A 25,088-nucleotide genomic window follows, 5' to 3' on the forward strand; every position below is an offset into this window, starting at 1 on the left:
CGGTATTCTCATCTCAGGCGCAACTCACGAAGTGTAATCCGGCATGTCCGCAAACAACTCGCTAACCTTGAACGCTACGCAAGGCAGCTTGTCCGAAGTCGCTTGGTCGTCGTTTTCGAATATTTCGTCAAGCTCGTAACGGCCTCCGCGCAGTACGTAACGCTCCAGCGTCAACGCGTCCGGATCGACGATCCAGTATTCCGGCACGCCGTATTTGGCGTAGGTGCGCGCTTTGCCGACCTTGTCCCGGTTGCGCGAGCCCGGCGACAAGATTTCCGCGACGAGGTCGGGCGCCCCCTCAATGCCGCGTCGCGTCACGATATGGCTGCGGCTGCGATGCAGCATGAGCAGATCCGGCTGGCGTACGTCCCGGCTGCCGAGGATGACGTCGATGGGGGACAAGTAAATCAAGTAGTCGGACTGGCAGCTTCCCTTCAACAAATAATGCAGTTCCCCGCCGATCGACTGATGCCCCGGCGACGGCGCCGGCGCCATCAGTTCCAGCCGCCCCTCGACCACCTCATAGCGATTGCCGTCATCCGCCATCGCCGCATACCTCTCGTAATTGTACTCCTGCTCCTGCTCCTGCTCCTGCTCCTGCTCCTGCTCCTGCTCCTGCCCACGCTCCTGTCCGCACCCGCGTTCCTGTCCATACTCCCGCTCATGCTCATATGACGCTTGCCGCTCCTTCACTTTGTCCGCGTCTTTCCGCTTGTCCGCCGCCATCCGTTTCCCCTCCGCGCCTGTCCATTTTCATAATTGTACCATATCAGGGAAGAGGAAACGTATGTTTACCGCGGTTTCGACTCATTTTAACAAGTGAAAGAGTCTCGCCGCCGAAATAAGCCATGTTTTATTGGCTATTCCCCCCAAAACAGCCAACAACAACAAAATAGCCAGTGAAATCGCTGGCTATTTCGCTGAAAGAGCCGCTTGAGTGGCGTTTTGGCCACAATAGCCAGTGTTTTCACTGGCTATTTCCTCCGAACCGCACAAAAAGGAGCAAATAAGCCATTTTTCATGGCCTATTTTGATCAACGCACCAGTCAAACCAAATTTGCACACAAACGAAAGGGGAGCACCATAATGATGGCAACCCGCACCGCGGACAAAGGCACGCTTCTTATCTTCGGCCACGAAATCGCGATATCGAACCCGGACAAGCTGCTGTGGCCGGAACAGGGCATCACAAAGCTGATGTACCTGCAGAAGCTGACCGCGCTTGCGCCGTACTTGCTGCGTTATTGCAGCGGCCGCTATTTGACGACGATCCGTTACCCGAACGGCATCCACGGCAAGTCGTTCTACCAGAAGAACGCCCCCGAACCGCTGCCCGGCTACGTCCGGACGGCCACGCTCGAAGGCATTCGCTACGTCAATCTCGACTCCGTGCCGACCCTGCTGTGGCTCGGCAATTTGGCCAGCCTCGAGTTCCACTCTTCGTTTCACCTTATCGACGACACGCTGCCTGCCGAATGGCTGCTCGACATCGATCCGACACAGCCGGAGGAGCCGCGCATCATGGAAGCGGCCTGGCTGATCGGCGAAACGCTGGAGAAGATGAACATCCGCTCCGTGCCCAAAACGTCAGGCGCCACCGGCATCCAAATCTATGTGCCGATCCCTCCAGGCCGCTACACGTTCGAGCAGCTGCGCGCGGTCGGCAAATTCGTCGCCGAGTACATGGTGCAATTGCACCCGAAGCTGTTCACTGTCGAACGATTCATCAAAAACCGCGGCGACCTCATCTACATCGACTACCTCCAGCACTGGTACGGCAAAACGCTGTCCGCCCCCTACACGCCCCGCGCCCGCGAATTCGCCACGGTGTCGGCGCCGCTCCACTGGAAGGAAGTAAAGCGCGGCGTCAGCGCCCGCGAGTTCAACTTGCTCACGATGGAGCGGCGGCTCGCCGATCAGGGCGATCTGATCGCCCAGCTCGCGCCGCAATCGCTCGACCACGTGCTCGCCATTCTCCCGAACGCGAGCGCAACCGCCAGCCGCGCGCCAAGATGAAAACCAGCCGCCTCAACCTAAGGCGGCTGCCATCTGCTACAGCAGCGGCGAAAGCAGCCGCGCCATCACTTCTTTGCCGCGCTGCAGGCGGCCCCGCTTGGAAAACTCGGCCAGCGTAATTTCTTCGCTGTCGAGCAGGTCGCGGCGGAAATCGGCCTCGAGCCGATCAATCAGTTCGTTGTCGAACATGAAGGCGTTCATTTCGAAGTTGCTGTAGAAGCTGCGCATGTCCATATTCGCCGTGCCGACGGAAGCGAGCGTCTGGTCGGTGATCAGCACTTTGGCGTGGATGAAGCCTTTTTTGTATTTGTAGAACCGCACGCCCGCCTGAAGCAGCTCATCCAAATACGACAACGAAGCCCAGTACACGACGTGCGTGTCGGCGACGCTCGGGATGATGATCTTCACATCCACCCCGCTGACCGCGGCCGTCTTCAGCGCCATCAGCATGCTCTGATCGGGGATAAAATACGGCGTGGCGATATGCACCCTGCGTTTGGCCGTCGAGATGGCGGCGAAGTACACTTCGAGAATCGTATCCCAGCTCGAGTCCGGTCCGCTATTGACGATTTGCACGCTCTCCTGCTTGTCGCAGTCATGCTCGGGATAATAGCGCGGCCCGTTGATCGCGTGTCCGGTCGCAAACGCCCAATCGGCAAGAAACGTCTGCTGCAAAAAATAAACCGCATCGCCCTTCAGCTTCATATGCGTGTCGCGCCAAAAACCGAGCTTGCGGTTCCCGCCCAAATATTCGTCGCCGATGTTGATGCCGCCGAGGAAACCGACTTTGCCGTCGATGACGGCGATTTTGCGATGGTTGCGGTAGTTGAGCCGCTTGTCCACGAGCGCGATGAACGGCGGCAGGAAGCAGCCCGTCTCGACGCCGGCCTCGCGCAGCGTGCGCACATATTTCTCGCTCAGCTCGATGCTGCCGACGCCGTCGTACAGCAGCCGCACCGTAACGCCTTCCTTTGCTTTGCGGATCATCATTTCCTGGAAGCGAGTGCCGATCTTGTCGTGCCGAATCGTATAAAACTCGAGATGGATATGGTCCTGGGCATGGGCCATCGCATCGAGCAGCGCTTCGAACGTGGGAGCGGCGTTCGTCAGAATGGTCACATCGTTGCATTCGGTCGCCGGCGACCCCGGCAAGTTGGAGAGCAGCCCGAACAGCCGCGGATCGCGGTTGATATCGGGCGACTTCTTGCGTTCGCGCAGCAGATCGCGGCGAACCTCGCGCATGTGGCGATTGCCTTTGCGGCGGATCGTGCGGCGGTTTTTATACCCTTTGGCCAGGAAATAGTACAGCACGAACCCAATGATCGGAAAAATGAACAAAATCAGCATCCAGGCAATCGCCTTGGACGGCTGGCGGAATTCCAGGACGAGTATGGTCGCAACCTGAAAAATAAAAAGAAGCAAAATGACGACTAGCCAGAGCAACCGAACACCCCCTCATCTGGCCGAACCTGTTGCTATTGTGGCGACGGCTCCCCGTCTTCGCCCGGCAGCGGCGCAAGCCGGTCGGCCAGCGCGCGCTCGAGATACGGCGAGATGCGCAGCTGCCGCTTCAGTTCATTGTACGCCCGCGCCGTCTCGCGGCGTTTGGCCGCGTCCGGATGAGGCTGGCGCACGGCGCGGATCAGCAGGTTTTTCGCCGTGTGCTCCATGTCGATGAACTCGACGATCTGCGTCTTGTAGCCGACCAGCTCGAGCAGGCTCGCCCGCACGGAATCGGTGAGCAGCGCGGCGAACCGCTCCTTGACGATGCCGTGGCCGAGCATCGGCGCAAGCAGCGCGCTGTCCACCTGCGCGAACAGCTCGTGCTGGCAGCACGGCACCGACAGGATCACGTCGGCGCCCCAGCGCACCGCCTTGTCCAGCGCGGCGTCGGTCGCCGTGTCGCAGGCATGCAGCGTCACGACCATGTCGACGCGGTCCGCGCCTTCGTAGGCGCCGATGTCGCCGACGGCGAAGCGCAGCCGCTCGTAGCCGAGCTTGTCCGCCAGCGCGCTGCAATGGGCAATGACGTCGGCCTTCAGATCGAGGCCGGTCACTTCGATATCGAGGCGCAGGACATGCGCCAAATAATGATACAAGGCAAACGTCAAATACGATTTGCCGCAGCCAAAATCGATGATCCGCAGCCGCCGGCCGGTCGCCAGATGCGGCACGACGTCGGCGATCAGCTCGAGGAAGCGGTTGATCTGGCGGAACTTGTCGTATTTGGCCGCGAGCACCTTGCCCTGCGCGTTCATGACGCCCAGCTCGACCAGAAACGGCGCCGGTTCGCCTTCTTCCAGGATGTACATCTTCTTGCGATTATGCGCCAGCGCTTCCGGCTGCGGCGCCGCTTTGGTCGCCGGCTGGCGTTTGATCGCGGCCTGGCCGTGTTTGTTGACGAGAATCTGGTAATCGGCGTCCTTCGTCTGCAGCAATCCTTGCTTGAACGAGTCCGTCAGCAGCGCGATCAGACGCGCCGCAGCGGCCTCCGGCTCGTGGTTCTCGTGAAGTTCCTTCGTTCCTACCGTCAGCGCGAACTGGTAAGCCGGCCCGCCCTTCAGCATAAGCGGCTTCAGCTTTATTTTCGACGGCTCGTCCGGCCCTTTGCGCCGCGGGTTGCTGAGCGTCGCCGCCAGCAGCGTTTGCTTCTCCACCGTCTCGCGTATCAATGCCTGCGCATGTTCCATCATTCGTTGTCGGCAGCTCCATCCGCTCGTTCGTCAGGCCGGTCCGGCCTTGCTGTCCAAATTATACCCGAAAACGCCGGGCAAACAAAACGGAACGAACCGCCGGCGAAGGTCCGGACCAACGACACCCCCAAAATAATGAACATGCCAAAAAGCCCGCGATTGGCGCGGACTCGTTTCAGACCCGTGGAACGGCGGCATTACCTGCCGGCCAAAACGGATTGGGCGATTATTTTTTCGGCGATTTCCATCGTCTTCAAGGCGTCGGCGAAAGGCGAAGCCGGCGGTTTGCCGGTTTTGACGCAATCGACAAACTGGCGATGCATGTGTCGGAAGCCGCAATAGACGTAAGGTTCGTCTCCCCCGCAAATGTGGCGCGCGTCAAAAACATGCCCGTTCGCATCGCCGCCCGCGTACAAATACCCTTTGCCTTCGTGCTCCGCCTCCGCGCAAATATCGTTGCCGTGCATTTCCACGGCAAAGATGCGCCGGCCCGACGCCCAGTAATTGTGCACGTATCCGGCCGAACCGTTGTCGAAATGCAGCGTTGCCGATACGTAATTGATATCCGGCACGCCGATGCGGCGGGTCAGGCTCTCGACCGCAATCACTTCGCCGCCGCACATCCAGCGGACGGTATCGATCGTATGCGTGCAGTTGACCATCATCTGATCGATCAATTTCAGGTGCGGCGCAAGCCCGTGTTTGTAAAACCGGCACGTCGCCGCATGAATCGGCCCGCGCTTCAGGCATTCGTCCCGCAGCATCGCGACCATCGGATGGGTGCGGCGCTGGAACCCGACTTGCGTCACGCAGCGATGGCGATCCGCCAGGTAGGCAAGCGTCCGCGCCTGATGCGGCGTAAAGCCGAGCGGTTTCTCCACGAAGAGGGTGATTCCCTGCTCCAGGCACCATCGCCATATATCGTACATTTGGTGCGGCTGGCCGATCGCATAGACGATATCGGGAGCCAGTTCGTCGATCATCTGGCGGTAGTCCGCGTAGCGGGGAACGGAAGCGCCAAACGCGGCGGCGCGATTATGCGGCGCATGGCAATCGGGGTCGCAGATGCCGGCTATTTCCACATCGGGCAATGAAGCCAGCGCGGGATAATGCATCGTCTGGACGATTCTCCCCATCCCGATCAAAACCGCTTTGATGCTGCCGGCCATCAGTCGCCGCCTCCCCCTGCCGCTCCGTCGCCTTGCTTGCCGAATTTGCGCGCAATGTCGGCGAGAGTATGTTCGCCCCCCACGTTGCCGGGGACGACGGCATAGGGCAGCACGCGCCCGCCGGGGGTTGCGACCTGCCACAACGAAACGCCGGCGGCCAACTGGCCGCACACGTACGCGCGCTCGGCCATCATTCCGTCCGCCGCCACCTGCGCGGAAGTGATGCCGCCCTTGGCCACGATACCGTCGCAAAACGGCAGCACGCAGCGCACGAGCCCGGTCAGCGCCGCCATAAGCTGCGCCCCGGAGGCCAGGTCGCCGTCACGCGCCGAACGGTTGCGTTCGGTGGCGACGATGGCGAATTGGCGCCGCTCCAGCGCTTCGCGCAGGCGGTCCGCCAATTCCGGCACCACGGCGGCGGCTCCGTCCGCCAGCACCCGCCGCGTCGGAATCGTTACCGGCTCCGCACCCGTCATCTCCGTCAGCCGGCGAAGTTGACGAGTTGCCTCCGTCGTGCAGGAGCCGCATACAACGAGCAGTCGCCCCGCTCCTTCCATGTTCGCCGCATCGATCGTCTTCGAACGCAGACCGGCGCGAATGCGAGCCAGCGAAGAAGCGGAACGGACGGCAAAGGAGCGGCCCGGAGCCGCGGCTTCCGCAAGCGCAAGCCCTTCGGCGATCGTATGAAGATCCGCCTCCCGCTCCGCATCGGGAATGACAACGGTTCCCGCTGCCGCCCCGAGCAGCGCCGCGGCAATCGCCGGCGCGCCTTCGCCGCGCAGCCGCGACAACGGAACGGCAACCGCCTGCCACGCGCCGCCGCTCGCTTCGTTCACCCAATCGGCCATCGTTACGCTGGTGTAGCCGAATACCGGATCGGCGGCGTACTCCGTTTCCGCCACCGGCCGGCACGTATGCCCATCGTCCAAATAGTGGATGCCGCCTCTGGTGAAACGTCCGCATTCGGGAAAGGCGGGAACGAACAAACTCGCAGCCGTCCCGTCGCCGATAGCCTCCAGCTCGGCGAACACATGGCCGCGCAGCGTCGAATCGCCGCGCAGATGGAAGACGGGCGCAACGCCCGCCGCGGCCGCTTCTTCCTCCATGGCGCGCCGGACGTCGCGGACAAGGGCAACCGCTTGCTCGCGCGGCAATGCCCGCGTGTTGGTCGAGACGAATACGGTTTGCTCGTCCCCTTCCATGAACTTCCGGCAAGCCTCCTTGCTCCAGCGCAGCATAACCGCCACATCGGCTACCGTCTGCGTGCCCGTCGGATCGTCGTCGAAAATAACCAGCTTCCTGCGCATCGACTCCGCTCCCCCGCTTACAGATTGAGCGCCTGAGCCAGATCGTCGTAACGCAGCGAAGCCGCGCCGGACAACGTCTGGTCGGGCATCGCCCGCTGGATGGACGAGCTGAATGCCGACACGACCTTCTGGATGCCGGCATACTCCTCCGCCGTAATGGGCATGCTCGGATCGCATACTTTCGCGGACCCCAGCCCCATCATCTGGGCGATCGCCTTGGCGCTCAGAATGTTGTTGCCGCGGGAAGTAAGCTTGACCGAAAGCAAGTTGACGATATGCTGCAGCATCAGCGTCGCTTCGATATCCTTGGCCGCCGCCTTCTCGTACAGCTTCCTGAACAGCTTGGGAAAAAACACGCTGTAGATCGGCACATACCCGACCGCGCCGCACAGGATGCTGACGCCGGCGATTTCGGTCGAGCCTTGAAAAATGCGGAAATTGTCGTCTTGCTTGAACGCATGCAGCACCTTTTCGAACTGCGGCCAAATCCCGCTGCTGTCCTTCAGCCCGACAACCCGGTCGATGCGCGCGATTCGCCGCACCGTCTCCGGCAATATGTTCACCTGGGTATTGAGCGGAATGTTGTAAATGAACACGTTCAGTGCGGTTTGCCGGGATATTTGTTCGAAATGACGGACGATATCGTCCTGATTCGATGTCTTCGTATAAAATACCGGCGTGACGGCGACGTATTCGCCGCCGAGCTGCTCGATCTGCTTGATATTTTCGACCACCTGGCGCGTGCCGGTGTCCATCGCTCCGCAGATGACCGGCACTCTGCCCTGCGCTTCGTCCAGCGCGATTCGAATCGCGTTCATCCGCTGTCGCTGGGTCAAGGCCATCGCCTCGCCGCCCGAGCCGGCGACCAGAATGCCGTGCAGCCCGTTATCGATGCAATGCGACACGATTTTGCGCAAATGAAATTCGTCAATATCCTCATTATCCAAAATCGGCGTAATAATCGGCGGAACGATCCCTTCCAGCTTCCCCACACCATCACCCTCCAATTGTCGGCCTCCACCGGTGCCGATTCACATTCGCAGCAGCATGTCCGCCGCGCGCCGTACGCCCGAACGCAGACTGGTCAGCACCGGAACCGGCGCCGGATTTGCGTCAAGCAGCGGCAGCAGCGCAACCATGCTGCCCTGGGCAAGCACGACAACGTCCGTTTCCGCCGCCAGCTCGCGGATCGCCTGCAGCACCATCTCGTTGTGCCGGTCGCGATTGCCTTGCACCAGACAGTCGAAGGCGCCGGCGCACAAGCGGCTTGTCACCGCAACTTCCTGCCCCGCTTCCCGCGCTTTTGCTTCAATCAGCCGCACCGTCGGCCCGAGCGTCGTTTCCAGCGTCGCCACCACGCCGATCCGTTTGCCGCGGGCAACCGCCTCCTCCGCCATCGCCTCGTCCACGCGCAGCAAGGGAACATCGATGTGCTCCCGGGCCGTTGCGGCCGCCTCGCCAACGGACGAGCATTGATTGAGCACAAGATCGACGCCGATCGATTCCGCCTGCTTGGCGTATTGCGTCATGCGGCCGGCGACCCCTTCGGTTACGCCGCCGTTTGCCAGCACTTCCTGCAGCAAGCTGTCGTCCACAATATGGTACACCTTCACAGAGGGGGCAATTTCGCCGAACAGCCGTTTCAACTCCTCTACCGATACGAAGCTCGTGTGAATAATGGCCACCTTTTTCTGCACCCGGCCCGCTCCTCTCTCGACTCCTAAAGCCATTATTTCACACGCCGAACGGATTGTATTTACACGAAATTTTTGGATTGCGTATACATTTCTCTCGTGAACCGGCCGGCAAGGCCAAAAAAAACAGCCCTGCCGACCCGGCTTTCACACCGGACTGCAAGGCTGCGGACATTGCTCACGAGCCGATATCCGCCCTTCGTTTTTGCGGGCTTTCGTACCGGCTCTTCGGAATGTACACGCTGTCGTTGATCACGTTGATGACGATGTCGCCCTGCAGCTTCTGCATATATTCCTGCGGCGACACATGGGTGATTTTTTTGAACAGCCGACTGAAATAGTGGATATTTTCGAAGCCAAGCGTTTTCGCAAGCCGCGTAATGTTCGTTTCCGAATGCAGCATCAGTTCCTTGGCCTTCTGCACCTTCATGTGGTTGATATACTGTACCGGACTGGTGCCGAAGCTGCGCTTGAACAACGTGCAGAAATAAGATTCGCTGTAGCCGGCAATGCCGGCGAGCTCGTCGATATGGATCACTTTGCCGCAATTGGCGTGAATGTACCGCATCACTTCCCCGAGCTCGTCGCTTGCGGCGTTGCGATTCCAATGGGTGTCGAGACTGTGCCGCGCCTTGGCGCTTTCCGCCGCCGTTTCCCTGCGCAGCATGTTCAGCAGCAATTCCGTGAAGCGGATGTTGATCAGTTCCTGCGAATATTCGTAAGCGCACAACGCTTCGTTCAGCACGTCCTTGATGATGTTGTCCTCATGCGGCGTCAGGTCGTTAACGCGGTACTTCAGGTTGTTGAGCTTGCTTGCAAAGCTGTGGCCGCACGTAAACTTAAAATTGATCGTCGTCAAGCTCTCCAGGCTGTGGATTTCGTGGTCCGCATGAATCGGAATCAGATACAGCTCGCCCTTGGCGACGTTGTACGTCGCATCGTTGACCACAATTTGCCCGATCCCGTCCAGCACATAGATGTAATGAAAGAAGTGATGCGAGTGGCGTTCGATGTAATAGCCCGAATTGTACTTCAACTTGACGATCCGGTGCATCTGCAAGCCAAGATCCAGCATCGGGAACACTCCTTGGGTTTGGTGAATGCGTGAATGCGGTTTCAAGCTACTGCCATTATAGCATGCGCCGCAGTGCAATTACCCCTTGATCGCCCCCAGCATGATGCCCTTGGTAAAATATTTTTGAGCGAACGGGTATACCAGCAGAATCGGAAACATGCCGATAAAAATGATGGCCGCGCGCAAATTGACCGGATTGATCAGAACCGAACCTTCGACCACGGTAGGCAGCGTTTCCGAAGTCGCGCTCGGCTGAATCGTCAGCTGGTACAGCATGACCTGAATCGGATACAGCTTCGTCTTCTGCAAATAAATGATCGGCGACAAATAGGCGTTCCAGATGCCAACCGCGTAAAAAACGGCGATCGTCGCTATGATCGGAGCCGACAGCGGAATAAAAATGCTGCGCATTACCCTGAAATCGTTGGCGCCGTCGATGAAAGCCGATTCCTCCAGCTCCACGGGCAACGTATCCAGAAACGTTCGCGTCACGATGAGCAGGAATACATTGATCGCTCCCGGAATTACCATCGACCAGATGGTGCCGACCAGCCCCAAGTTTTTGACCAGCAAATAATGCGGGATCAGCCCGCCGTCGAACAGCATCGTGAAAAAAATCAGCAGCATGAACACATGGCGCCCCACGAAACGCTGCCGCGACAGGCAATAAGCGGCGACGTACGTCAGCGAAACGGCGACGACCGTGCCCAGCACGGCGTACAGCACCGAATTGTACATCGCCCGGGGAATGCCGAATTGATTGCGGAACAAGATTTGCTCGTAGGTCTCCAGGTTGAAGCCGCGCGGATACAGAAACACTTTGCCCGCCTGCACGTAGGCGCCGTCGCTGAGGGAAACGGCTATAATGTTGACGAACGGGTAGGCGCACGCCAGCGCGATCAAGATAAGTATCGAATAATTGACAACATCGAAAGTGCTTAACCTGTTGTTCATGGGTTCTCCTTCCCGATCAGAACAGCTTGGAGCTGGAATACCGTTTCGCCAGCGCGTTCGCCGCCAGCACCAGACTCAGGGCAACGACGCTTTGGAACAATCCGACCGCGGCGGCATACGAGTAATCGGGAAACCCGTTGGCCGGAAAAGCTTTGCGGTACACGAACGAAGCGAGCACGTCCGCCACGTCGTACAAATTCGGATTGTACATCAGCAGAATCGTTTCCAGATCGACACTGAGAATCGAACCGATGCGCAGGATGAGCAAAATAATGATCGTGCTCGAAATGCCGGGAAGGGTGACATGCCACATTTTGCGCCAGCGGCTCGCGCCGTCGATTTCGGCCGCTTCGTACAGGCTTTGATCGATGCTGGTCATCGCCGCCAAATAAATGATCGCCCCGTAGCCGAACCCTTGCCAGATCATCAGCCCGTTGTACAGGGAGCGGAAATAAGCCGGGTCGAGCATAAAATAAAACGGGCCCGCCTGGAAGACGTTGTACAGCACGACGTTGACGATGCCCTGCTGGGGAGCGAGCAGGGAGTACAGGATGGCAACGGCAACCGCGGAAGAAATGAAATAGGGGAAGAAGGTAACCGATTGCACAAGCCGCTTCAGGAAACGATGCTTCACTTCGTTAAGGAATAACGCGAACAGGATCGGCGCCGGAAATCCGAACAAAATACTGTACAGCGCAAGAACGACGGTGTTTTTGAACAGCTTGTAGAAATACGGGTCTGTCAGCATGCTGCGGAAATGATTCAATCCCGCCCACGGGCTGCCCCATATGCCCTGAAACGGGCTGTAATTTTTGAATACGATCAGAATTCCGTACAGCGGCACGTATTTGAAAATGACGAAATAGATCAGGCAGGGGAGAAACATCAGGTAGAGCAGCCGAACCGACCATATTTTGCGCAATAAGATCATCTTCATTTCTCCTCCACAACACTTGCAATTAGGACAAAATGAGGCCGTCAACGGACCTCATTTCATCCCCGTTATTCAGCTTCCGCGGCGGCGCGGATCACTTCACGCTCTGCAAATATTTCTTGTAGGCGTCCTGCCAGATGGCGCTTGCCTTCTTGTAGCCCAATTTGTCCATGTCGCTCAGGAACGCGTCCCATTCGCTCATCGGCTTCTTGCCGGTAATGAATTGCGTGACCCACTGGTTGCCCTTGTCGCCATACTGCAGCGTCAAGTCGTTCATCTGCTTCTGCTGGTCGAGCGTCAGCGTCACGTACGGAACCTTCGGTATGAACGGCGCGAGCATGTTCAGTTGGTTCTGCATATCGGCATCCTGCAGGGCAATGCCCGCTTCCGCATCGGGCGGAGCGAAGAACACGGCGAAATCCTTGTTCAGCGTCGTCCACGACTTGCCTTGCGACTGCTCGTCGACCGTCTGCTCGAAGGTGACGAGGAACTTCTTTTTGCCGTTCTCGACCTTGTACGACTGCCCTTCGATGCCCCACCGCCGCAGCGTCGTGCCTTCGGGACTGAACAGATAGTCGAGGAACTTGACAGGCGCTTCCGGATGCTTCGATTTGGCGCTGACCGCCATGGTTCGCCCATCCTCATAAGGCGCGGTAGTGGCGAGAAATTGTTTGCCGTCGGCAATGTTTTTCAGCGGCGCCATCGACGTGAACGTGTAGGCCGGGTCGGTCTTGCGGCCCGCAGCCTGCCACTCTCTGGCGCGCAGCGGCGTGCGGAACGTGATGGCCGCGTTGCCGGTGACCATTTTCTGCGTCAGGCTCTCTTCATTATTGGCGAAGTTGGCCGATTCCGGATCGAGCAGCCCTTCCGTATACAGCATGTTCAAGTATTCGATCATCTTCTTGAAGCCGGGGGAGAAATAGTCGGTGCCTCCTCCGGTGGGCGAATAAATGCCGGTCAACGTGCCGTCCGCGTTCAGCTTCGACTCGGCGCCGAACACGTGGCCGAGGGCGAGATATTGTAGCGACGACCCTTCGAACGCCAGCGGGAAAAAGGTGCGCGCCGAATTCGCCTTCTTCATCGCGCGCAGCGCTTCCGTCAATTCATCCGCCGTCGTTGGCGCCTTGAGATTAAGCTTGTCGAGCAAATCCTTGCGGTACGCCCACGAATACGTCGGCACCATCGCCCGCTGGTTCGGCACGGAAAATATTTTGCCCTGGTCGTTCGTAATGAATGCCTTGAAGCCGGGGTTGGCGTCGATAAACTTCTGCACGTTGGGCGCGTATTTCTTGAACAGCGGCGCCAGATCGACGAGCGCGCCCTGGCTGCCGTATTGCTCCGCCTGCGCCTTGCTCAAATACAGCGAGTCCGGAATATCCTGCGAAGCCATTTTCAAATCGACGTTTTTGATGTAGCCGTTGTCGCGCGGCCCGCCGCCGATAAACTCGACCTGCACCTGCTCCTTCTCCAGCAAGTCCTTGGTCAGCTGCGGCAAAATATGATAGTTTTTAATGTCCTGCAGCGGCTTCCCCCCGCCGACCAGCTCATCGTACACCATCAGCTGAAACTTGATCGCCTCTTTCGCGGCCGACGCCCCGGCACCTGCGCTCGGACTGGCGCTGCCGGTGCTGCTGTCGCCTGTTTTGCCCCCCTTGCTGCAGGCCGCAACGACAACAACGCAGAGCAGCACAATCGCGGCAACGTAAACCGACTTGACCCATCTTCCTCCTGACACGGCTCTCCCCACCCTCATCTCATTATGATCCCGACGATCCCGTCATGACAGCGTCTTCATCTCTTGCTATCACTATACAACTTCGTTTGCCAAGAAGATTTACACATTTCTTCGCAGTTGCTTACAATATTTTTGGCCTACGCTTTAAACTCCAGGCCGTAGATCGAAGCGGCATCCATGCGGAAGCGCAGCATGACGGCTTGCCCGGGCGCGATGCCCATATCGCCGTGGTTGCGCCACGTGACCAGGGTACGGTGATGGTCGCCGACAAGCGGCACCGCCTCGGCAAATTCCCGTCCCGGCAGCGGGTTGCCGTCCACGTCGGCCGCCTCGATCCGGATCGATCCGCCGCGGGTCGTCACGGCGTTGATCCGCAGCTTCGCCCCCGGGGGAACGATCGCCGTCGTGGCGAACTCTCCCTTGCCTTCCGCTTCCACCGCAACCATCCGCCCCTTGGGCCAGATCGCATAGCCCACATTACGTTGCGCATTGACCCGCGGATACTTGTGCGGCACGTTCCAGCCCGTATACGGCAGCGCAAAATCGCCATTTGGCAATTCGAGCAAATTCGGCGAAGCGAACAGGCACCCGCCGTCCCAGGCGCCAAAATCGGCCGTGCGGAATACGGGGTCATGCGACACCGGACTCCAGTTCAAGCCGTTCCGGCTCGAATACAGCATGAGATGCGTGTGATCCCCGCCGCCCAGCTGCCACACCGTCGGGAACATCAGGCGATGATCCGGCGCGCCGGGAATCGTCGTGTAGCAGTTCGTATAAAAGACTTCGTTGGGCTTCATCGTCGCCGAAGGCTCGACGATAATTTCCGGCAGCGGGAAGTGGCGGAAGTCGCCCGATACGGTGCGGTTGATCGAACGGCGCGCATGCACAAACATCTCGCCGTAGGCGTCGTCCGCATACGCCTCCGCCTGAGGCGCCGATGACCAGCCCCGCGAATACAGCACGAACTTGCCCAGCCGGGCGTCGTAATACCCGGTCACCTGCGTATCGGCATGCGTCACGCACAGCGGTTCCTCGATAAACTTCCAGCGCAAGCCGTCGCCGGAAACAGCGCCGCGTATGCCCACGATCATGCGGTCGCTGCGTTTGGCAATAGACTCGACGTCCTGCGGCCACCGGCTGGCGTACTGCCGATATTCCTCCAGGGAAAGCGATTCTTCGCACACATACTTGTACCGTTCTTCCTCGGAGTTCGGGTCGACGAATACGGTGCCGGTAAACCCGGTATCGGGACCGTGGACCAGGTTGTTGTTCGTGTTGCCGTTGTAGGCGACAATGCCGCAATTCGGCCTAACCCAGTTCATCCCGTCCTCCGATTCGAAGTAGATGAGGTAGCTCGATTTGAGCTTGGACAACGACGATCCTCTGCTCGTATTCCCCCATGCGCGATAACGGTTGTTCTCTTGCAGCATCGTACCGATATTGATCCCGTTCTTTTCCCATTCGTGGCCTTCGAACGGAAACAGGGGGCCCGACCGGATCGCCGGACGGACGGTGAGCTTGATGCCCGCAGGATGATCCCGCGTTCGCAGCTCGGCGTCAAGCGGCCCTTGATCTCCATTGACGGAAACGCGATTGCCTTGTCCGTCGACCCAATCGAACGATCCTTGGCGAACATAAAACCAACTGGTAAACACCAATCGATGGCCCGTCAGCTCATAAGGCTCCCCTACGCGATACACCTCGGCACACATTCGCATCGCTCCTTTTCTGGCAAACTGATGATGCTTCCCCTACTATAGCAGTTCGGTTGCCGGCTGTATTTGTCCAATGATTCGCACTCTCTTACACATTATTATGAGGACGGGCGCCTTGCCGTTTGTGAATGATGAAAAGCGGCTGTACGGGAAATCATTCCCCATACAACCGCTTCGTATTGGCGTTGCCGGTTCCGGCCGTCAGCCGTCCGCACGCTTCCGGCTGCGGTATTGCACCGGCGGCATGCCGCACCAGCGGCGGAACTGCCGGCTGAACGCCGCCGCGCACGAATAGCCGAGCCGGTCGCCGATCGTTTCGAGCGACAGGTCGCCGCGGTCGATCAGCTCCTTTGCCTTGTTCATCTTCAGCAGGCTTAAGTAGTGGCGCGGCGCAATCCCGTACAGCTTCTTGAACACATCGCTCAGATGGCTGCGGCTGATATACAGCTCCCTGGCGATGGCGTCGATGGAAAGCTCCTGCAGGACGGCGTCCTGCAGCAGGCGTTCGATCGTGCGGGCCAGCTCGATTTCGGCCGGTTTGATCGCCGGTCGGCCCGTTACGGCATGCGGTCCCCTAGCTGCGGAAAGCTGCCAAATTTCCCGCAGGATGAGCAGGAAAGCGGCTTGATACGCCAAGCGGTCCGCGGCTTTGAGCACCGGCTTCAGCTGCTGGCTGATCCCGCTTTGCTTCGCAGCGCCAAAGCCGAACAACTCTTTCAGTTCGCCGAACAGGCGGCGCAGCGCCGGCGTGCTTTGGCGGATATGGATATAAGGCGCCGCGCTGGCTTCGTGACGCATGCCGCTGTCAAGCAGATCGAAATGAACGGAGAAATAGGCAAACGCTTGGCCGGATACGTTAATCGTGCTGTGCGTGACGCCCGGCATGATGACAAGCCATTGTCCGACAGAGACATCCACCGCTTCGCCCTGCACCCATTCGTGCAGCACGCCTTCGTCGCAATACAGCAGCTCGCAGCCTTGATGGACGTGCTGGCGGAACGACCAGCCCGCGGGCTGCACCGAATAATGGCCGCCGCCGAGCGAAACGGCGGAGCCGATGGCCGGAAACGAAATTTTGCGATCCATGGACGATGCCCCCTTATCGCCATCTTAGCCGATTTTGGCGACAAAAGGTTAAGTTTTGTGCCCGAATGTTCATTTTCACGCCCAATTCGGCGACGTATGATTGAGGCAGAACATCGGAACGCTGCAACTTCAGATGATGGAGCAAACGAAAAGGAGCGAATGGTCAATGGCGCATGTGCTTACGCAGGAGCAGATCGATTTTTACCGCACGAATCATTATTTGCTTGTCAAACAGGTCGTCCCACTGGAAGCGATCGAGCTGGCGACGGGCATTATGGAGAAGTGGGTCGACCGGCTGGTCGACGGCTGGTACGAACAAGGACTGCTGACCGACAAAATGGCCCAGCTCGACGTGACCCGCCGGTTGGTCGACACCTGGCAGGCAGCGGGCAAGCCCCGCTATATCCGCAGCCCGCGGCGCGATATCGTCTGCCGGGAAACGTTCGATTTTCTCCGCCATCCGCGGCTGGTGGACGTTGCGGCCGACCTGCTCGGCAGCGACGAAATTTCCGTGCACGGCACGTTCAACAGCCGGCCGAAGCTGCCCGACCAGAAGTGGACCGATACCCCGTGGCACCAGGACGCGCAGTATTACCGCGAGGCGGAGCACAAACACGTCATGTCGATGTGGATTCCGCTGCAGCGAGTCACCGAACGCAACAGCTGTCTGCAGGTCGCTCCCGGCTTCTTTACGGACCATCTGCGCGACGGTCATGTCGATGACGAATCCGGCTTCCTCGGCTTGAGCAAGGAGGACGCCGCGCAGCTGAAAGGCGTCTCGATCGAAATGGAGGCGGGCGATGCGCTCGTGTTCAACCAACTGCTGCCTCACCGCGCGCTGTCCAATCAATCGGACGCGGTGCGCTGGTCGATGGACATGCGCTTCGAATCGACGCCGGATGCCACCGAAAGCGGCAAAGCGCTCGGCTTCGTCGCCCGCAGCGCCGCGGATCCCGCCTCCGTCACGACGTATGAAGCATGGCTGGCCAAATGGGCTCACATGCCGGCAGGCAGCTATTAAAGAGCCGGTTTTGACACGGAGAGAGGGACGTTGTCAGGTTAAGAGCGCCTCCGGCTTGGATGCGGGGGGAGGCAGGCGACGGGCGAATAACGACGAATAACGGGAAAACCTCCCGCTATTTCAGGCCGAAATGATGAATTTCGCAAAATAACAGGAAAACCTCCCGCTAATTCTCGCCTTTTCGCCGAATTTCGGTGATTGACGGCAGAATAGCAGGAGGTTTTCCCTTTATTTTTAATTTTTCACGAAAAAATGAAAAAATAACGGGAGGTTTTCCTGTTATGCCCTCCGGGTTACTGCCATACTGCCGGTGTCCAAGGTTGCCCTGCCGCCTTAACCTGACAACATCCCCGCCAGCGAACCGGCTCCTCTCCGTGCACAGAAGTTATTCCTTGCGCAGCGCCAGCGTATCCTTCAGCAACCTAACAAAATCGAGCTGCTGCTCGCCCGACGCCGCCTGTTCCGCCACCGGCAGCACTGTCCGCAGCGACACATCCTTCGCCCAGTAGCTGCCGCGCATAATTTCCGCGTATTCCGCGACGGCCGCGAGAAATTTCGTGTTCGCCGTAAGCGTTGCGCCCAGCCTCAGCGGCGCGGCTTGCTCCACGACCTTGTTCAGCGCCGCGTCCACGTAGCGCAGCCGCACTTCGCCGAAGCTGCCGTCGCCGTTCTTCAGCTTCACTTCGTACAGCGCGGTCACGCTGTGGCCGGCTCCGATTTCGCCTGCGTCGATGGCGTCGTTGCGGAAGTCGCTGTCCTTGACGTCGCGGTTTTCGTAGCCGATCAGCCGGTAGCGGTCGACCTTGGCCGGGTCGAACTCGACCTGCACCTTGGCGTCGCGGGCAATCGTCTGCACCGTGCCGATCAGTTCGTCGGCAAACAGGCGGCGCGCTTCGGTGAAGCTGTCGACGTAGGCGTACCGCCCGTCGCCCTTATCGGCCAACTGCTCCATCAGCGTGTCGTTGTAGTCGCCCATGCCGAAGCCGACCGTCTGCAGCGTAATTCCTTTGCGCGCATAGTCTTGCACCGATTGCAGCAGCGTTTTGGCGCTGGCCGCCCCGACATTGGCGACGCCGTCTGAGCACAGGATGATCGTGTTGGCGGCGTCCTTCTTGTAGTATTCCTGCGCCATTTCGTAGCCGAGCTTCAGTCCTTGCTCCGCGTTGGTCGCCCCTTCCGTGCGCAGCCGGTCGATCGCGGCGACGATGCGGTCCTTGTGTTTCATCATCGTTTGGTCGAGCGCGCGTTTGGCCGTGGAGCCAAACGTAACGATGCCGATCTGGTCGCTCGGACCGAGTTGGTCGACGAGCAGCTTGAGGCTTTTTTTGACCAGTTCGAGCCGGTTCTCCTGCCCCATCGAACCGGACACGTCGATAACGAACGTCAGGTTGGCGTCCTTCCGTTCTTCCGTGCCGATCTCCTTGCCTTTGATTCCGACACGCATCAGCTTGTAGCCGCTGCGGAACGGGGAGTCGCCGCCGTCGACGAGGATGGCGAACGCGCCGTTCTCCGGCGCCGGGTATTCCATTCGGAAGTAGTTGACGAACTCTTCCGCCCGCACCGCTTCCTCCGGCGGCAGCGTGCCTTGCCCGATGTAGTTGCGCGCCACCGTGTAGGAGCCGGTGTCGACATCCATCGCGAAGGTGGACAGCTTGTCGTCCTCCGTGGCGATGAATGGGTTGGTGCCGTAGTTCTTGAAGTAGGCGCCGCCCGGCGGCGGCGGCACGGGCCCTGGCGCCGGCACGCGGGATTGCTGCGCCTGCACGGAGGCAGAGCCGCCCGCCGCCGGTGCGGCTTGCTCGTTTTGCTTGGCGGACGGGGCGGAATTGGAGTTGGCGTTGGATGCGCTTTCATCCGCCCTGTAGCTGCTGCTCTTGCTTCCGCCCGACGTGCATGCCGCCAGCGACGCCGCGATCGCCGCCGCCAGCCCTACCTTCGCCACCAGCTCTACCTTGGTCCATCTGCTTTTCTTCATCGTTTGACCCCCCTGAATGATTTGGCGATAAAGAAGCATCTCTATGACTTGCCGCAGATACACCCATTTGACGACCGAGGTTGGAAAAATGTTGCAAGGTTACGATCAAGGGTGTTTTGAAATGAATTGCCCTACGTGTGGGGCGGGGGGGCGCGGTAACTGCGAGTTGCTCGAATGGGCGGTGCGAGACGGGGAGATAACGGGTTGCTCAGATAGTGTGGTGCGGGGCGGGCAGTTGCGGAGTTGCTCGGATGGGCGGCGCGGGGCGGGCAGTTGCGGAGTTGCTCGGATGGGCAGTGCGGGGCGGGCAGTTGCGGAGTTGCTCGGATGGGCGGCGCGGGGCGGGCTGTTGCGGAGTTGCTCGGATGGACGGTGCGGGGCGGGCTGTTTCGGAGTTGCTCGGATGGGCGGCGCGGGTAGATAGTCACTTTAAGAATTATTGTAAAACATGCAACAATTTATTGGTCTAGCCCTATTTGGAGCAGGATTGTTGTAATTTGTGCAACAATTTTCTTTGAAAAGGATCAAATGAGCAACTTTCGATCAAAATTGTTGTACTATTTACAATAATTCTCCAAATGCATGGCTAAACGGCCGCAATTGTTGCAGAAAATACAGCATTTCATTAACAATCGGCGGCATTACTATTACAGAAGAACTGCGCCCTCCGCCCAATCGATCGGCAATGTCCTGCTACTTTACATCGCGCCATGCAGCCAGCATCTTCAGCGCTACGTATGCTTCAGCTCCTACCGCGTCGCCGCAGCCCCGGGCAGGCCCAATAAGCCGGATTTGTCGGCTTATTCCGTCGCCGCAGCCCCGGGCAGGCCCAATAAGCCGGATTTGTCGGCTTATTCCGCCCCAGCAGTCCCGGGCATGCCCAATAAGCCGGATTTATCGGCTTATTCCGTCGCCGCAGCCCCGGGCGGGCCCAATAAGCCGGATTTGTCGGCTTATTCCGCCCCCGCAGCCCCGGGCATGCCCAATAAGCCGGATTTGTCGGCTTATTCCGTCGCCGCAGCCCCGGGCAGGCCCAATAAGCCGGATTTGTCGGCTTATTCCGCCCCCGCAGCCCCGGGCGGGCCCAATAAGCCGAATTTATCGGCTTATTCCGTCGCCGCAGCCCGGGGCGGGTTCGCGCAACAAGCTGCTGCGCGACCGCGCCTGACATCCGCCCGGCTCACACCAGCTCGTCGAAGAAGGTCAGTCGCTTGTCCGCGCTGGCCGCCGCTTCAACGGCGTCGCCCCGCCAGCGGAACGTAAACGTATCGCCACGGAACGGATACGATACGGTGCGGACCGCCATCGGCAGCCGAATCGTTGCGCTGTCGCCCGCCTGCAAACCGAACAAATACAGCCACTCCCCTTCGACGACTGTACGGATGTCGTCCCGCTCCCTGCTGTTGGCGGCAACCCGCTCCCGGTCCACCCAGTCGGACAACCGCACGCGAACCGGGTGCGCCTTTTTGAGCTTCAGCTCCAACGTGTCGCCGTTAGGATACGGGCTTAAGACTTCGATCTCGTCATCGCGGTGGTCAAAATGCAGATTGACACCGATCAGCGAGCCGCACCGGTCGACTTTGGCGAGGTAGGCCGCGCATAACGAAGACACGCCGCCGCCCACGATGTCGTAATTGAAGGAGATGCGGCTGCCCGGCTCGTATTCGTGCCCGTACGGGCACGGGAAGCCGAAGGCCCCCTTCGCCCGGGAAGCCATCCGGTGGCGGCCGTCTTCCTCCGGACGATCCCACTCCGGCACGAAACAAGTATCGAGCAGCTGCGCCGGCAGCAGATGGGAGCGCATGATTTGCTCCGCTTGCTGCCAATAGCCGGGATAGCCGCGTTTGCCGAGAATCAGGCACGTTTCGAGAATATCGCCGGTGTTGTTGATTTCGCCGCAATGGTCCTTGCGCTTGTTGCTTTCAAGGCACCAGCCGAACGGCAGCGCGATGTGGCGCAGACCGTTGTTCATGAAGGCGACGATGCGGTCGAAAATCGTTTTATCGCCTAGCGCATCGCCGAGCAGCGCCAGCGAAGACAGCGTCGACATCGTCGAATGCGTATGGTCGCCGAAGCGATGCGGGTCGTAGTCGCCCTGTTCGTTGAAGACGCAGCGGAAAAGCAGCGTCTTGATGCGAATCGCCTGCTCCATCGCCTCCTCCAGCCCGCTCGCCCGGTACAGCTTGACGAGCGGCCCGATGTATCGGCCCAGGTGCATCGGCAGCGCCCAGTCTGCCCCGCCCAACTTGCCGCCCGTCTCCTGCAGCAGTTGCTCCGTCTTCCACACGGCGGCTGTGAAATCGTAGTAGCGGCTCACCGCAGCGATCTGTCGTTTGGCCGCGTCCAGCGCACGCGTTTCACCGCGATGCCGCAGCAAGGCGGCAAATGCATGCATCGATTCACGCAGGTTGTGCGAATGGCTCGCATTCGCCGGGCCGTATGTCGTCATGTCGAGATTGCGCGGCAACCCCATGGGGTGATCCAGCGCCATGTACGCGATGTCCGCCAACCGCCGGATCACCGCTTCGTCCGGGCGGATGCCGACCGCATGTTCGGCGGCAAGCAGCGCATCGAGCCAGCGACCCGGCATGTGGCCGAGGCTCAAGCTTTCGTTCAGCGCGTTGAACGAGTTGTCTTCCTGGATGATATTTTGAAAATAGGGCAGGCGGTGCACCGAATCAAACAGCCGCTGCATCGGCTGGCAGCCTTCGCGAATCGCGAGCTCCAGATCGGTCGTATTCGTCCGCACCCGCTTGGGGAATTGGATTGTCACTCGGTTTCCTCCCTCGAAAGGCCGTTCGGCCAAAGATAAAACCCATTCCGGAAGCCGGCTCTGCACCGCCCTCCTTCAAGTGGATCGTACTCCCGCAAACAGCGTTTGAACAGTAGGCAAATCTAACGATTGGACGGTGAAAATAAGGAGCGGCGCAAGGAACCTTTTTGCACCATCCGGCGTCTGTACGCCTATAGGGAACATTTGGAGGAGAGGTCGAGGCAAATGTTTTTTCATCGAGGACGATTGGCGGCAAGGACGGTTCTTGCCGTTTTCCTGTTGACGGCTGGATGCGCGCACAAACCCGCAGCCGACCCGGCGACGGCAAGCGAACCTTCCCCCCCTGCCGCCTCAAGCACGTCTGCCGGGACGGAAACACAAACGGTCATCGACTGGGTCGATTTTTTGCGGCTGAACGGCATTTCCTATACTCATTCGTGGCAAGTTGCGCTTACAGACCCGAACAAGCTTGGGGAAGCCATCGGCAGCGTCGCTTTTCAGGTGGCGGATCATGTTACGGACACGCATTATATGACCAAGGATGGCGATGCGGCATTTTTGGCCGCCTGCACGGTGGTGTACGCCTTGCAGGATTATCCCGGTCGCGAAATCGTTGCCGTGCGCGACGATCAGGCGATCGGCGGCTACAAGCTGTACGTGGCGGACGACGAGCGGAAGAACGGGCTGGCGTTGACCTTCGAACAGGCGCTGCAAAACAAAATCGCCCGGGCCGCGCTCTTTCCGTTGGACGGCGCCGCCAATAAACCGTTGGTTGAACTGAAGAACGGCAGCCAGGTTTATCTGGCCGATTTATTGCGACGGGCAGCGCAAGGACCGAACGCGGCTATCCCCCCGGAGTCGGCGTCGTCCGTCTATTATCGCCTTTTGCTGGATACCGGCGCAACGATCGGATACGTCGATACCGTCTACCGGTCCGGCAATCACTATTACTGGAACCATCCCGAGCCGAAAGAGCTGCCGGACGCTTTTGCCTACTATGCGGCCAATGAAAGAGATGTCGTGTTTACGATCCAGGGAATGAGTTTTGTGCTCCCCAATCATACGGATACCGTGGCGACCGGCGAACGAATCAAACGCGACGGCGACACCAACAACATTAAACTGGTTGCGGCGGACGGGAAGTCGGAGCGCTCGCTTTTTGCGCAAGCGGCGGTTGAGCGGTTGTGGGAACAAGCGCGGAAAAATCACCCGAGCGACGGCGAGGACAAAGTGTACTTATATATCGCGGACAGGGCGATGCCGGTTCGCGGCGGCGAATGGATCGCCTACGCCACGAACAAGGATACGGTTACGACCGGCGGGAACAGCGGCGCGTTCGATGTGAAGCTGATCCGGCCCGACGGGACGGGCGACCGGACGCTGGTGGAAGGAGTAGCATACGGCGGATTCGTGCAATTGCTGGACAGCGCCGGCGACCGAATCGTGGCGGAAGGCGGCGATCGTTCGCTGCTGGACATCAATGGCGCAAGCGGCAGCGTCAGACGGTTCCCCATCGGCGGCCTGCTTGACGCGCTCTCCGAAGACGGCCGATACGTACTCTATCGGAAAATGGCCGGTGACGCGTTGGTCGGCACCGAGTTGGCCGTCTTCGATCTGGAGACGGAGAAAACGATCGAACTGGGAAAAGCGCCGCCAAACTACGTTTTTGCGCAACGGGCAAAATAACGGAGGCAAAGGCGGCTGAGGCACTGGCCTGGATGTGGCGGATGTGCTGGGAGTGCCGGATGTGAGCAGGACAGGCCATTCGAACCCAATAGGCCACAAAACATGGCCTATTGGGCAACCTCCAGCCGAATCTTCTTCCCTTGCTCCGCGCTGGCGATGGCCCCGAACACCATGGCCACGCTGTGGATATTGTCGGCGCAATCGGTTTCCGCCGGGCGGCCTTCGAGCAGCGCCGCGAACATCTCGTCCAGGCAGCCTTCGTGCCCTTCCCGCCCGTTCCACTCCTCGGCCGCCTCCACTCGCGCAATCTCGCGCATGAAAGCGCCGGCACCGGCGCCGCCAACAACGCCGCAGTACGGATCGTTCGTCCCGTCCCACACCAGCGTGCCGTTCCCGCCGACGATCCGCCAGTCGCCGTGCCACGACGTTGCCGCCCCTTCGGCGCACCATGAACCGTTGTAGGTGAACACCGAACCGTCCGACATTTCAAAAATGCAGGCCGCCGACGAATGACCGCCATACCAGGAATGAGAAGGATTAAACTCATGGCAATACACGGACACCGGATCGGCCTGCAGCAAATACCGCGCCTCGTCGAACGTATGAATGGCCATGTCGAGCAGCAGCGGGCTGCGCATCGTTTCGCGGAAGCCGCCGAAATGCGGCCCGAGGAAAAAGTTCGCCGTCGCAAACCCCGGCCGCCCGATCGTGCCTTGCCCGATTAGCCCGCGGGCCGCGCGGATTTGCCTGTTGTACCGGCGGTTCTGCATAACCGCGTAGCTGCGGCCGTGCCGCTTCACCGCCGCCAGCACTTCCGCCGCGTCGGCCATCGTCGCCGCCATCGGCTTTTCGCCGAACACGTCGCAGCCGAGCGCCGTCGCCGTCAGCACCACCTGCTTGTGCGCTTCCGGAATCGTGACGTCGAACACCAGATTGGCGCCGCCCTCGCGAATCGCCGTCTCCAAATCGGTGTAGCAGCGCGCCGGATCGAAGCCGAACTCCCGCGCCATAGCCGCAGCAGCCGCCGGGTTGATGTCCACCAGCCCAACTACCTCGACATCTTCCCGCTTCGCCGCGTAAGCGGCCCATTGTTTGGCCATGTTGCCGCAGCCGACTTGCACCACTTGAAATCGTTTCTGCCCTGCCGTCATCATCGCCGCATCCTCCCGCCGTTCATCCACATCCGGCTCGTACGGCATGCCAATGCCGCGGCCGGCGCGGATTTCCTGCTTCGATTATAGGCGGAACGGCTGGC

Annotated in this window: 19 protein-coding genes; 3 read left to right on the forward strand and 16 right to left on the reverse strand. The window is 59.7% G+C overall.

Annotated elements, in window-relative coordinates:
• Window positions 1-24: 24 nt before the first annotated feature.
• The gene (locus EXY20_RS25395) at window positions 25-726 is read right to left on the reverse strand and encodes a Uma2 family endonuclease (protein ID WP_135554930.1); all 702 of its coding nucleotides are present in this window, start codon (window positions 724-726) and stop codon (window positions 25-27) included.
• A 363-nt stretch (window positions 727-1,089) separates the two neighbouring features.
• Between EXY20_RS25395 and ligD the strand changes: the two genes are divergently transcribed.
• Window positions 1,090-2,016: a non-homologous end-joining DNA ligase gene (gene ligD, locus EXY20_RS25400; RefSeq protein ID WP_135554982.1), complete on the forward strand. Its 927-nt coding sequence runs from the start codon at window positions 1,090-1,092 to the stop codon at window positions 2,014-2,016.
• Between the two features lie 36 nt (window positions 2,017-2,052).
• Here the strand turns inward: ligD and cls are convergent, their stop codons facing one another.
• The 12 genes from cls to EXY20_RS25460 all read right to left on the reverse strand — a co-directional run bounded on the left by cls (window position 2,053) and on the right by EXY20_RS25460 (window position 16,378).
• Complete coding sequence (gene cls / locus EXY20_RS25405) at window positions 2,053-3,459, reverse strand: cardiolipin synthase (protein ID WP_135554931.1); 1,407 nt, start codon at window positions 3,457-3,459, stop codon at window positions 2,053-2,055.
• Window positions 3,460-3,491: 32 nt separating this feature from the next.
• Window positions 3,492-4,706: a class I SAM-dependent methyltransferase gene (locus EXY20_RS25410; RefSeq protein ID WP_135554983.1), complete on the reverse strand. Its 1,215-nt coding sequence runs from the start codon at window positions 4,704-4,706 to the stop codon at window positions 3,492-3,494.
• A gap of 200 nt (window positions 4,707-4,906) precedes the next feature.
• Window positions 4,907-5,878 carry a Gfo/Idh/MocA family protein gene (locus EXY20_RS25415; RefSeq protein WP_135554932.1) on the reverse strand — a complete coding sequence of 324 codons (972 nt, stop codon included), beginning with the start codon at window positions 5,876-5,878 and terminating at the stop codon, window positions 4,907-4,909.
• Complete coding sequence (locus EXY20_RS25420) at window positions 5,878-7,185, reverse strand: four-carbon acid sugar kinase family protein (protein ID WP_167859515.1); 1,308 nt, start codon at window positions 7,183-7,185, stop codon at window positions 5,878-5,880. The genes EXY20_RS25415 and EXY20_RS25420 overlap by 1 nt, the downstream gene beginning before the upstream one ends.
• 17 nt (window positions 7,186-7,202) lie before the next feature.
• Window positions 7,203-8,177 carry a dihydrodipicolinate synthase family protein gene (locus tag EXY20_RS25425; protein WP_167859516.1) on the reverse strand — a complete coding sequence of 325 codons (975 nt, stop codon included), beginning with the start codon at window positions 8,175-8,177 and terminating at the stop codon, window positions 7,203-7,205.
• A 39-nt stretch (window positions 8,178-8,216) separates the two neighbouring features.
• Entirely contained in the window at window positions 8,217-8,882 is a 666-nt protein-coding gene (locus EXY20_RS25430; RefSeq protein WP_135554935.1) for an aspartate/glutamate racemase family protein, read from the reverse strand.
• 175 nt (window positions 8,883-9,057) lie between these two features.
• Window positions 9,058-9,954 carry a helix-turn-helix transcriptional regulator gene (locus EXY20_RS25435; RefSeq protein ID WP_135554936.1) on the reverse strand — a complete coding sequence of 299 codons (897 nt, stop codon included), beginning with the start codon at window positions 9,952-9,954 and terminating at the stop codon, window positions 9,058-9,060.
• 78 nt (window positions 9,955-10,032) lie between these two features.
• The gene (locus EXY20_RS25440; protein ID WP_135554937.1) at window positions 10,033-10,908 is read right to left on the reverse strand and encodes a carbohydrate ABC transporter permease; all 876 of its coding nucleotides are present in this window, start codon (window positions 10,906-10,908) and stop codon (window positions 10,033-10,035) included.
• A gap of 16 nt (window positions 10,909-10,924) precedes the next feature.
• Window positions 10,925-11,839 (reverse strand): ABC transporter permease, encoded by a 915-nt coding sequence (locus EXY20_RS25445; RefSeq protein ID WP_207671338.1) that lies wholly within the window; start codon window positions 11,837-11,839, stop codon window positions 10,925-10,927.
• 97 nt (window positions 11,840-11,936) lie between these two features.
• Complete coding sequence (locus tag EXY20_RS25450) at window positions 11,937-13,577, reverse strand: extracellular solute-binding protein (protein WP_167859517.1); 1,641 nt, start codon at window positions 13,575-13,577, stop codon at window positions 11,937-11,939.
• 137 nt (window positions 13,578-13,714) lie between these two features.
• On the reverse strand, window positions 13,715-15,289 hold the full coding sequence (locus tag EXY20_RS25455; protein ID WP_135554940.1) for a hypothetical protein: 1,575 nt from the start codon (window positions 15,287-15,289) through the stop codon (window positions 13,715-13,717).
• Between the two features lie 204 nt (window positions 15,290-15,493).
• Window positions 15,494-16,378 carry a helix-turn-helix domain-containing protein gene (locus EXY20_RS25460; RefSeq protein WP_135554941.1) on the reverse strand — a complete coding sequence of 295 codons (885 nt, stop codon included), beginning with the start codon at window positions 16,376-16,378 and terminating at the stop codon, window positions 15,494-15,496.
• 166 nt (window positions 16,379-16,544) lie between these two features.
• Between EXY20_RS25460 and EXY20_RS25465 the strand changes: the two genes are divergently transcribed.
• Window positions 16,545-17,399 (forward strand): phytanoyl-CoA dioxygenase family protein, encoded by an 855-nt coding sequence (locus EXY20_RS25465; RefSeq protein WP_167859518.1) that lies wholly within the window; start codon window positions 16,545-16,547, stop codon window positions 17,397-17,399.
• Between the two features lie 385 nt (window positions 17,400-17,784).
• On the opposite strand, the gene EXY20_RS25470 is transcribed toward EXY20_RS25465, so the two are convergent.
• Together EXY20_RS25470 and EXY20_RS25475 are read right to left on the reverse strand one after the other, a co-directional pair.
• Entirely contained in the window at window positions 17,785-19,374 is a 1,590-nt protein-coding gene (locus tag EXY20_RS25470) for a vWA domain-containing protein (protein ID WP_135554943.1), read from the reverse strand.
• A 1,180-nt stretch (window positions 19,375-20,554) separates the two neighbouring features.
• Window positions 20,555-22,147 carry a hypothetical protein gene (locus EXY20_RS25475; RefSeq protein ID WP_135554944.1) on the reverse strand — a complete coding sequence of 531 codons (1,593 nt, stop codon included), beginning with the start codon at window positions 22,145-22,147 and terminating at the stop codon, window positions 20,555-20,557.
• Between the two features lie 225 nt (window positions 22,148-22,372).
• Between EXY20_RS25475 and EXY20_RS25480 the strand changes: the two genes are divergently transcribed.
• Window positions 22,373-23,833 carry a hypothetical protein gene (locus EXY20_RS25480; protein ID WP_135554945.1) on the forward strand — a complete coding sequence of 487 codons (1,461 nt, stop codon included), beginning with the start codon at window positions 22,373-22,375 and terminating at the stop codon, window positions 23,831-23,833.
• Between the two features lie 107 nt (window positions 23,834-23,940).
• Here EXY20_RS25480 and EXY20_RS25485 read toward each other — a convergent pair whose 3' ends face one another.
• Window positions 23,941-24,987, reverse strand: a complete 1,047-nt coding sequence (locus EXY20_RS25485) for a Gfo/Idh/MocA family protein (RefSeq protein WP_135554946.1) — start codon at window positions 24,985-24,987, stop codon at window positions 23,941-23,943.
• Between the last annotated feature and the right edge of the window lie 101 nt (window positions 24,988-25,088).

The organism is Paenibacillus cymbidii, assembly GCF_004764705.1.
In the GTDB taxonomy this organism is placed as follows: domain Bacteria; phylum Bacillota; class Bacilli; order Paenibacillales; family NBRC-103111; genus Paenibacillus_AN; species Paenibacillus_AN cymbidii.

Coding starts and splice junctions, on each gene's coding strand:
- EXY20_RS25395 (WP_135554930.1), bottom strand. CDS start 726: ATGGCGGCGGACAAGCGGAAAGACGCGGACAAAGTGAAGGAGCGGCAA.
- ligD (WP_135554982.1), top strand. CDS start 1,090: ATGGCAACCCGCACCGCGGACAAAGGCACGCTTCTTATCTTCGGCCAC.
- EXY20_RS25410 (WP_135554983.1), bottom strand. CDS start 4,706: ATGGAACATGCGCAGGCATTGATACGCGAGACGGTGGAGAAGCAAACG.
- EXY20_RS25415 (WP_135554932.1), bottom strand. CDS start 5,878: ATGGCCGGCAGCATCAAAGCGGTTTTGATCGGGATGGGGAGAATCGTC.
- EXY20_RS25420 (WP_167859515.1), bottom strand. CDS start 7,185: ATGCGCAGGAAGCTGGTTATTTTCGACGACGATCCGACGGGCACGCAG.
- EXY20_RS25435 (WP_135554936.1), bottom strand. CDS start 9,954: ATGCTGGATCTTGGCTTGCAGATGCACCGGATCGTCAAGTTGAAGTAC.
- EXY20_RS25440 (WP_135554937.1), bottom strand. CDS start 10,908: ATGAACAACAGGTTAAGCACTTTCGATGTTGTCAATTATTCGATACTT.
- EXY20_RS25445 (WP_207671338.1), bottom strand. CDS start 11,839: ATGATCTTATTGCGCAAAATATGGTCGGTTCGGCTGCTCTACCTGATG.
- EXY20_RS25455 (WP_135554940.1), bottom strand. CDS start 15,289: ATGTGTGCCGAGGTGTATCGCGTAGGGGAGCCTTATGAGCTGACGGGC.
- EXY20_RS25460 (WP_135554941.1), bottom strand. CDS start 16,378: ATGGATCGCAAAATTTCGTTTCCGGCCATCGGCTCCGCCGTTTCGCTC.
- EXY20_RS25465 (WP_167859518.1), top strand. CDS start 16,545: ATGGCGCATGTGCTTACGCAGGAGCAGATCGATTTTTACCGCACGAAT.
- EXY20_RS25470 (WP_135554943.1), bottom strand. CDS start 19,374: ATGAAGAAAAGCAGATGGACCAAGGTAGAGCTGGTGGCGAAGGTAGGG.
- EXY20_RS25480 (WP_135554945.1), top strand. CDS start 22,373: ATGTTTTTTCATCGAGGACGATTGGCGGCAAGGACGGTTCTTGCCGTT.
- EXY20_RS25485 (WP_135554946.1), bottom strand. CDS start 24,987: ATGATGACGGCAGGGCAGAAACGATTTCAAGTGGTGCAAGTCGGCTGC.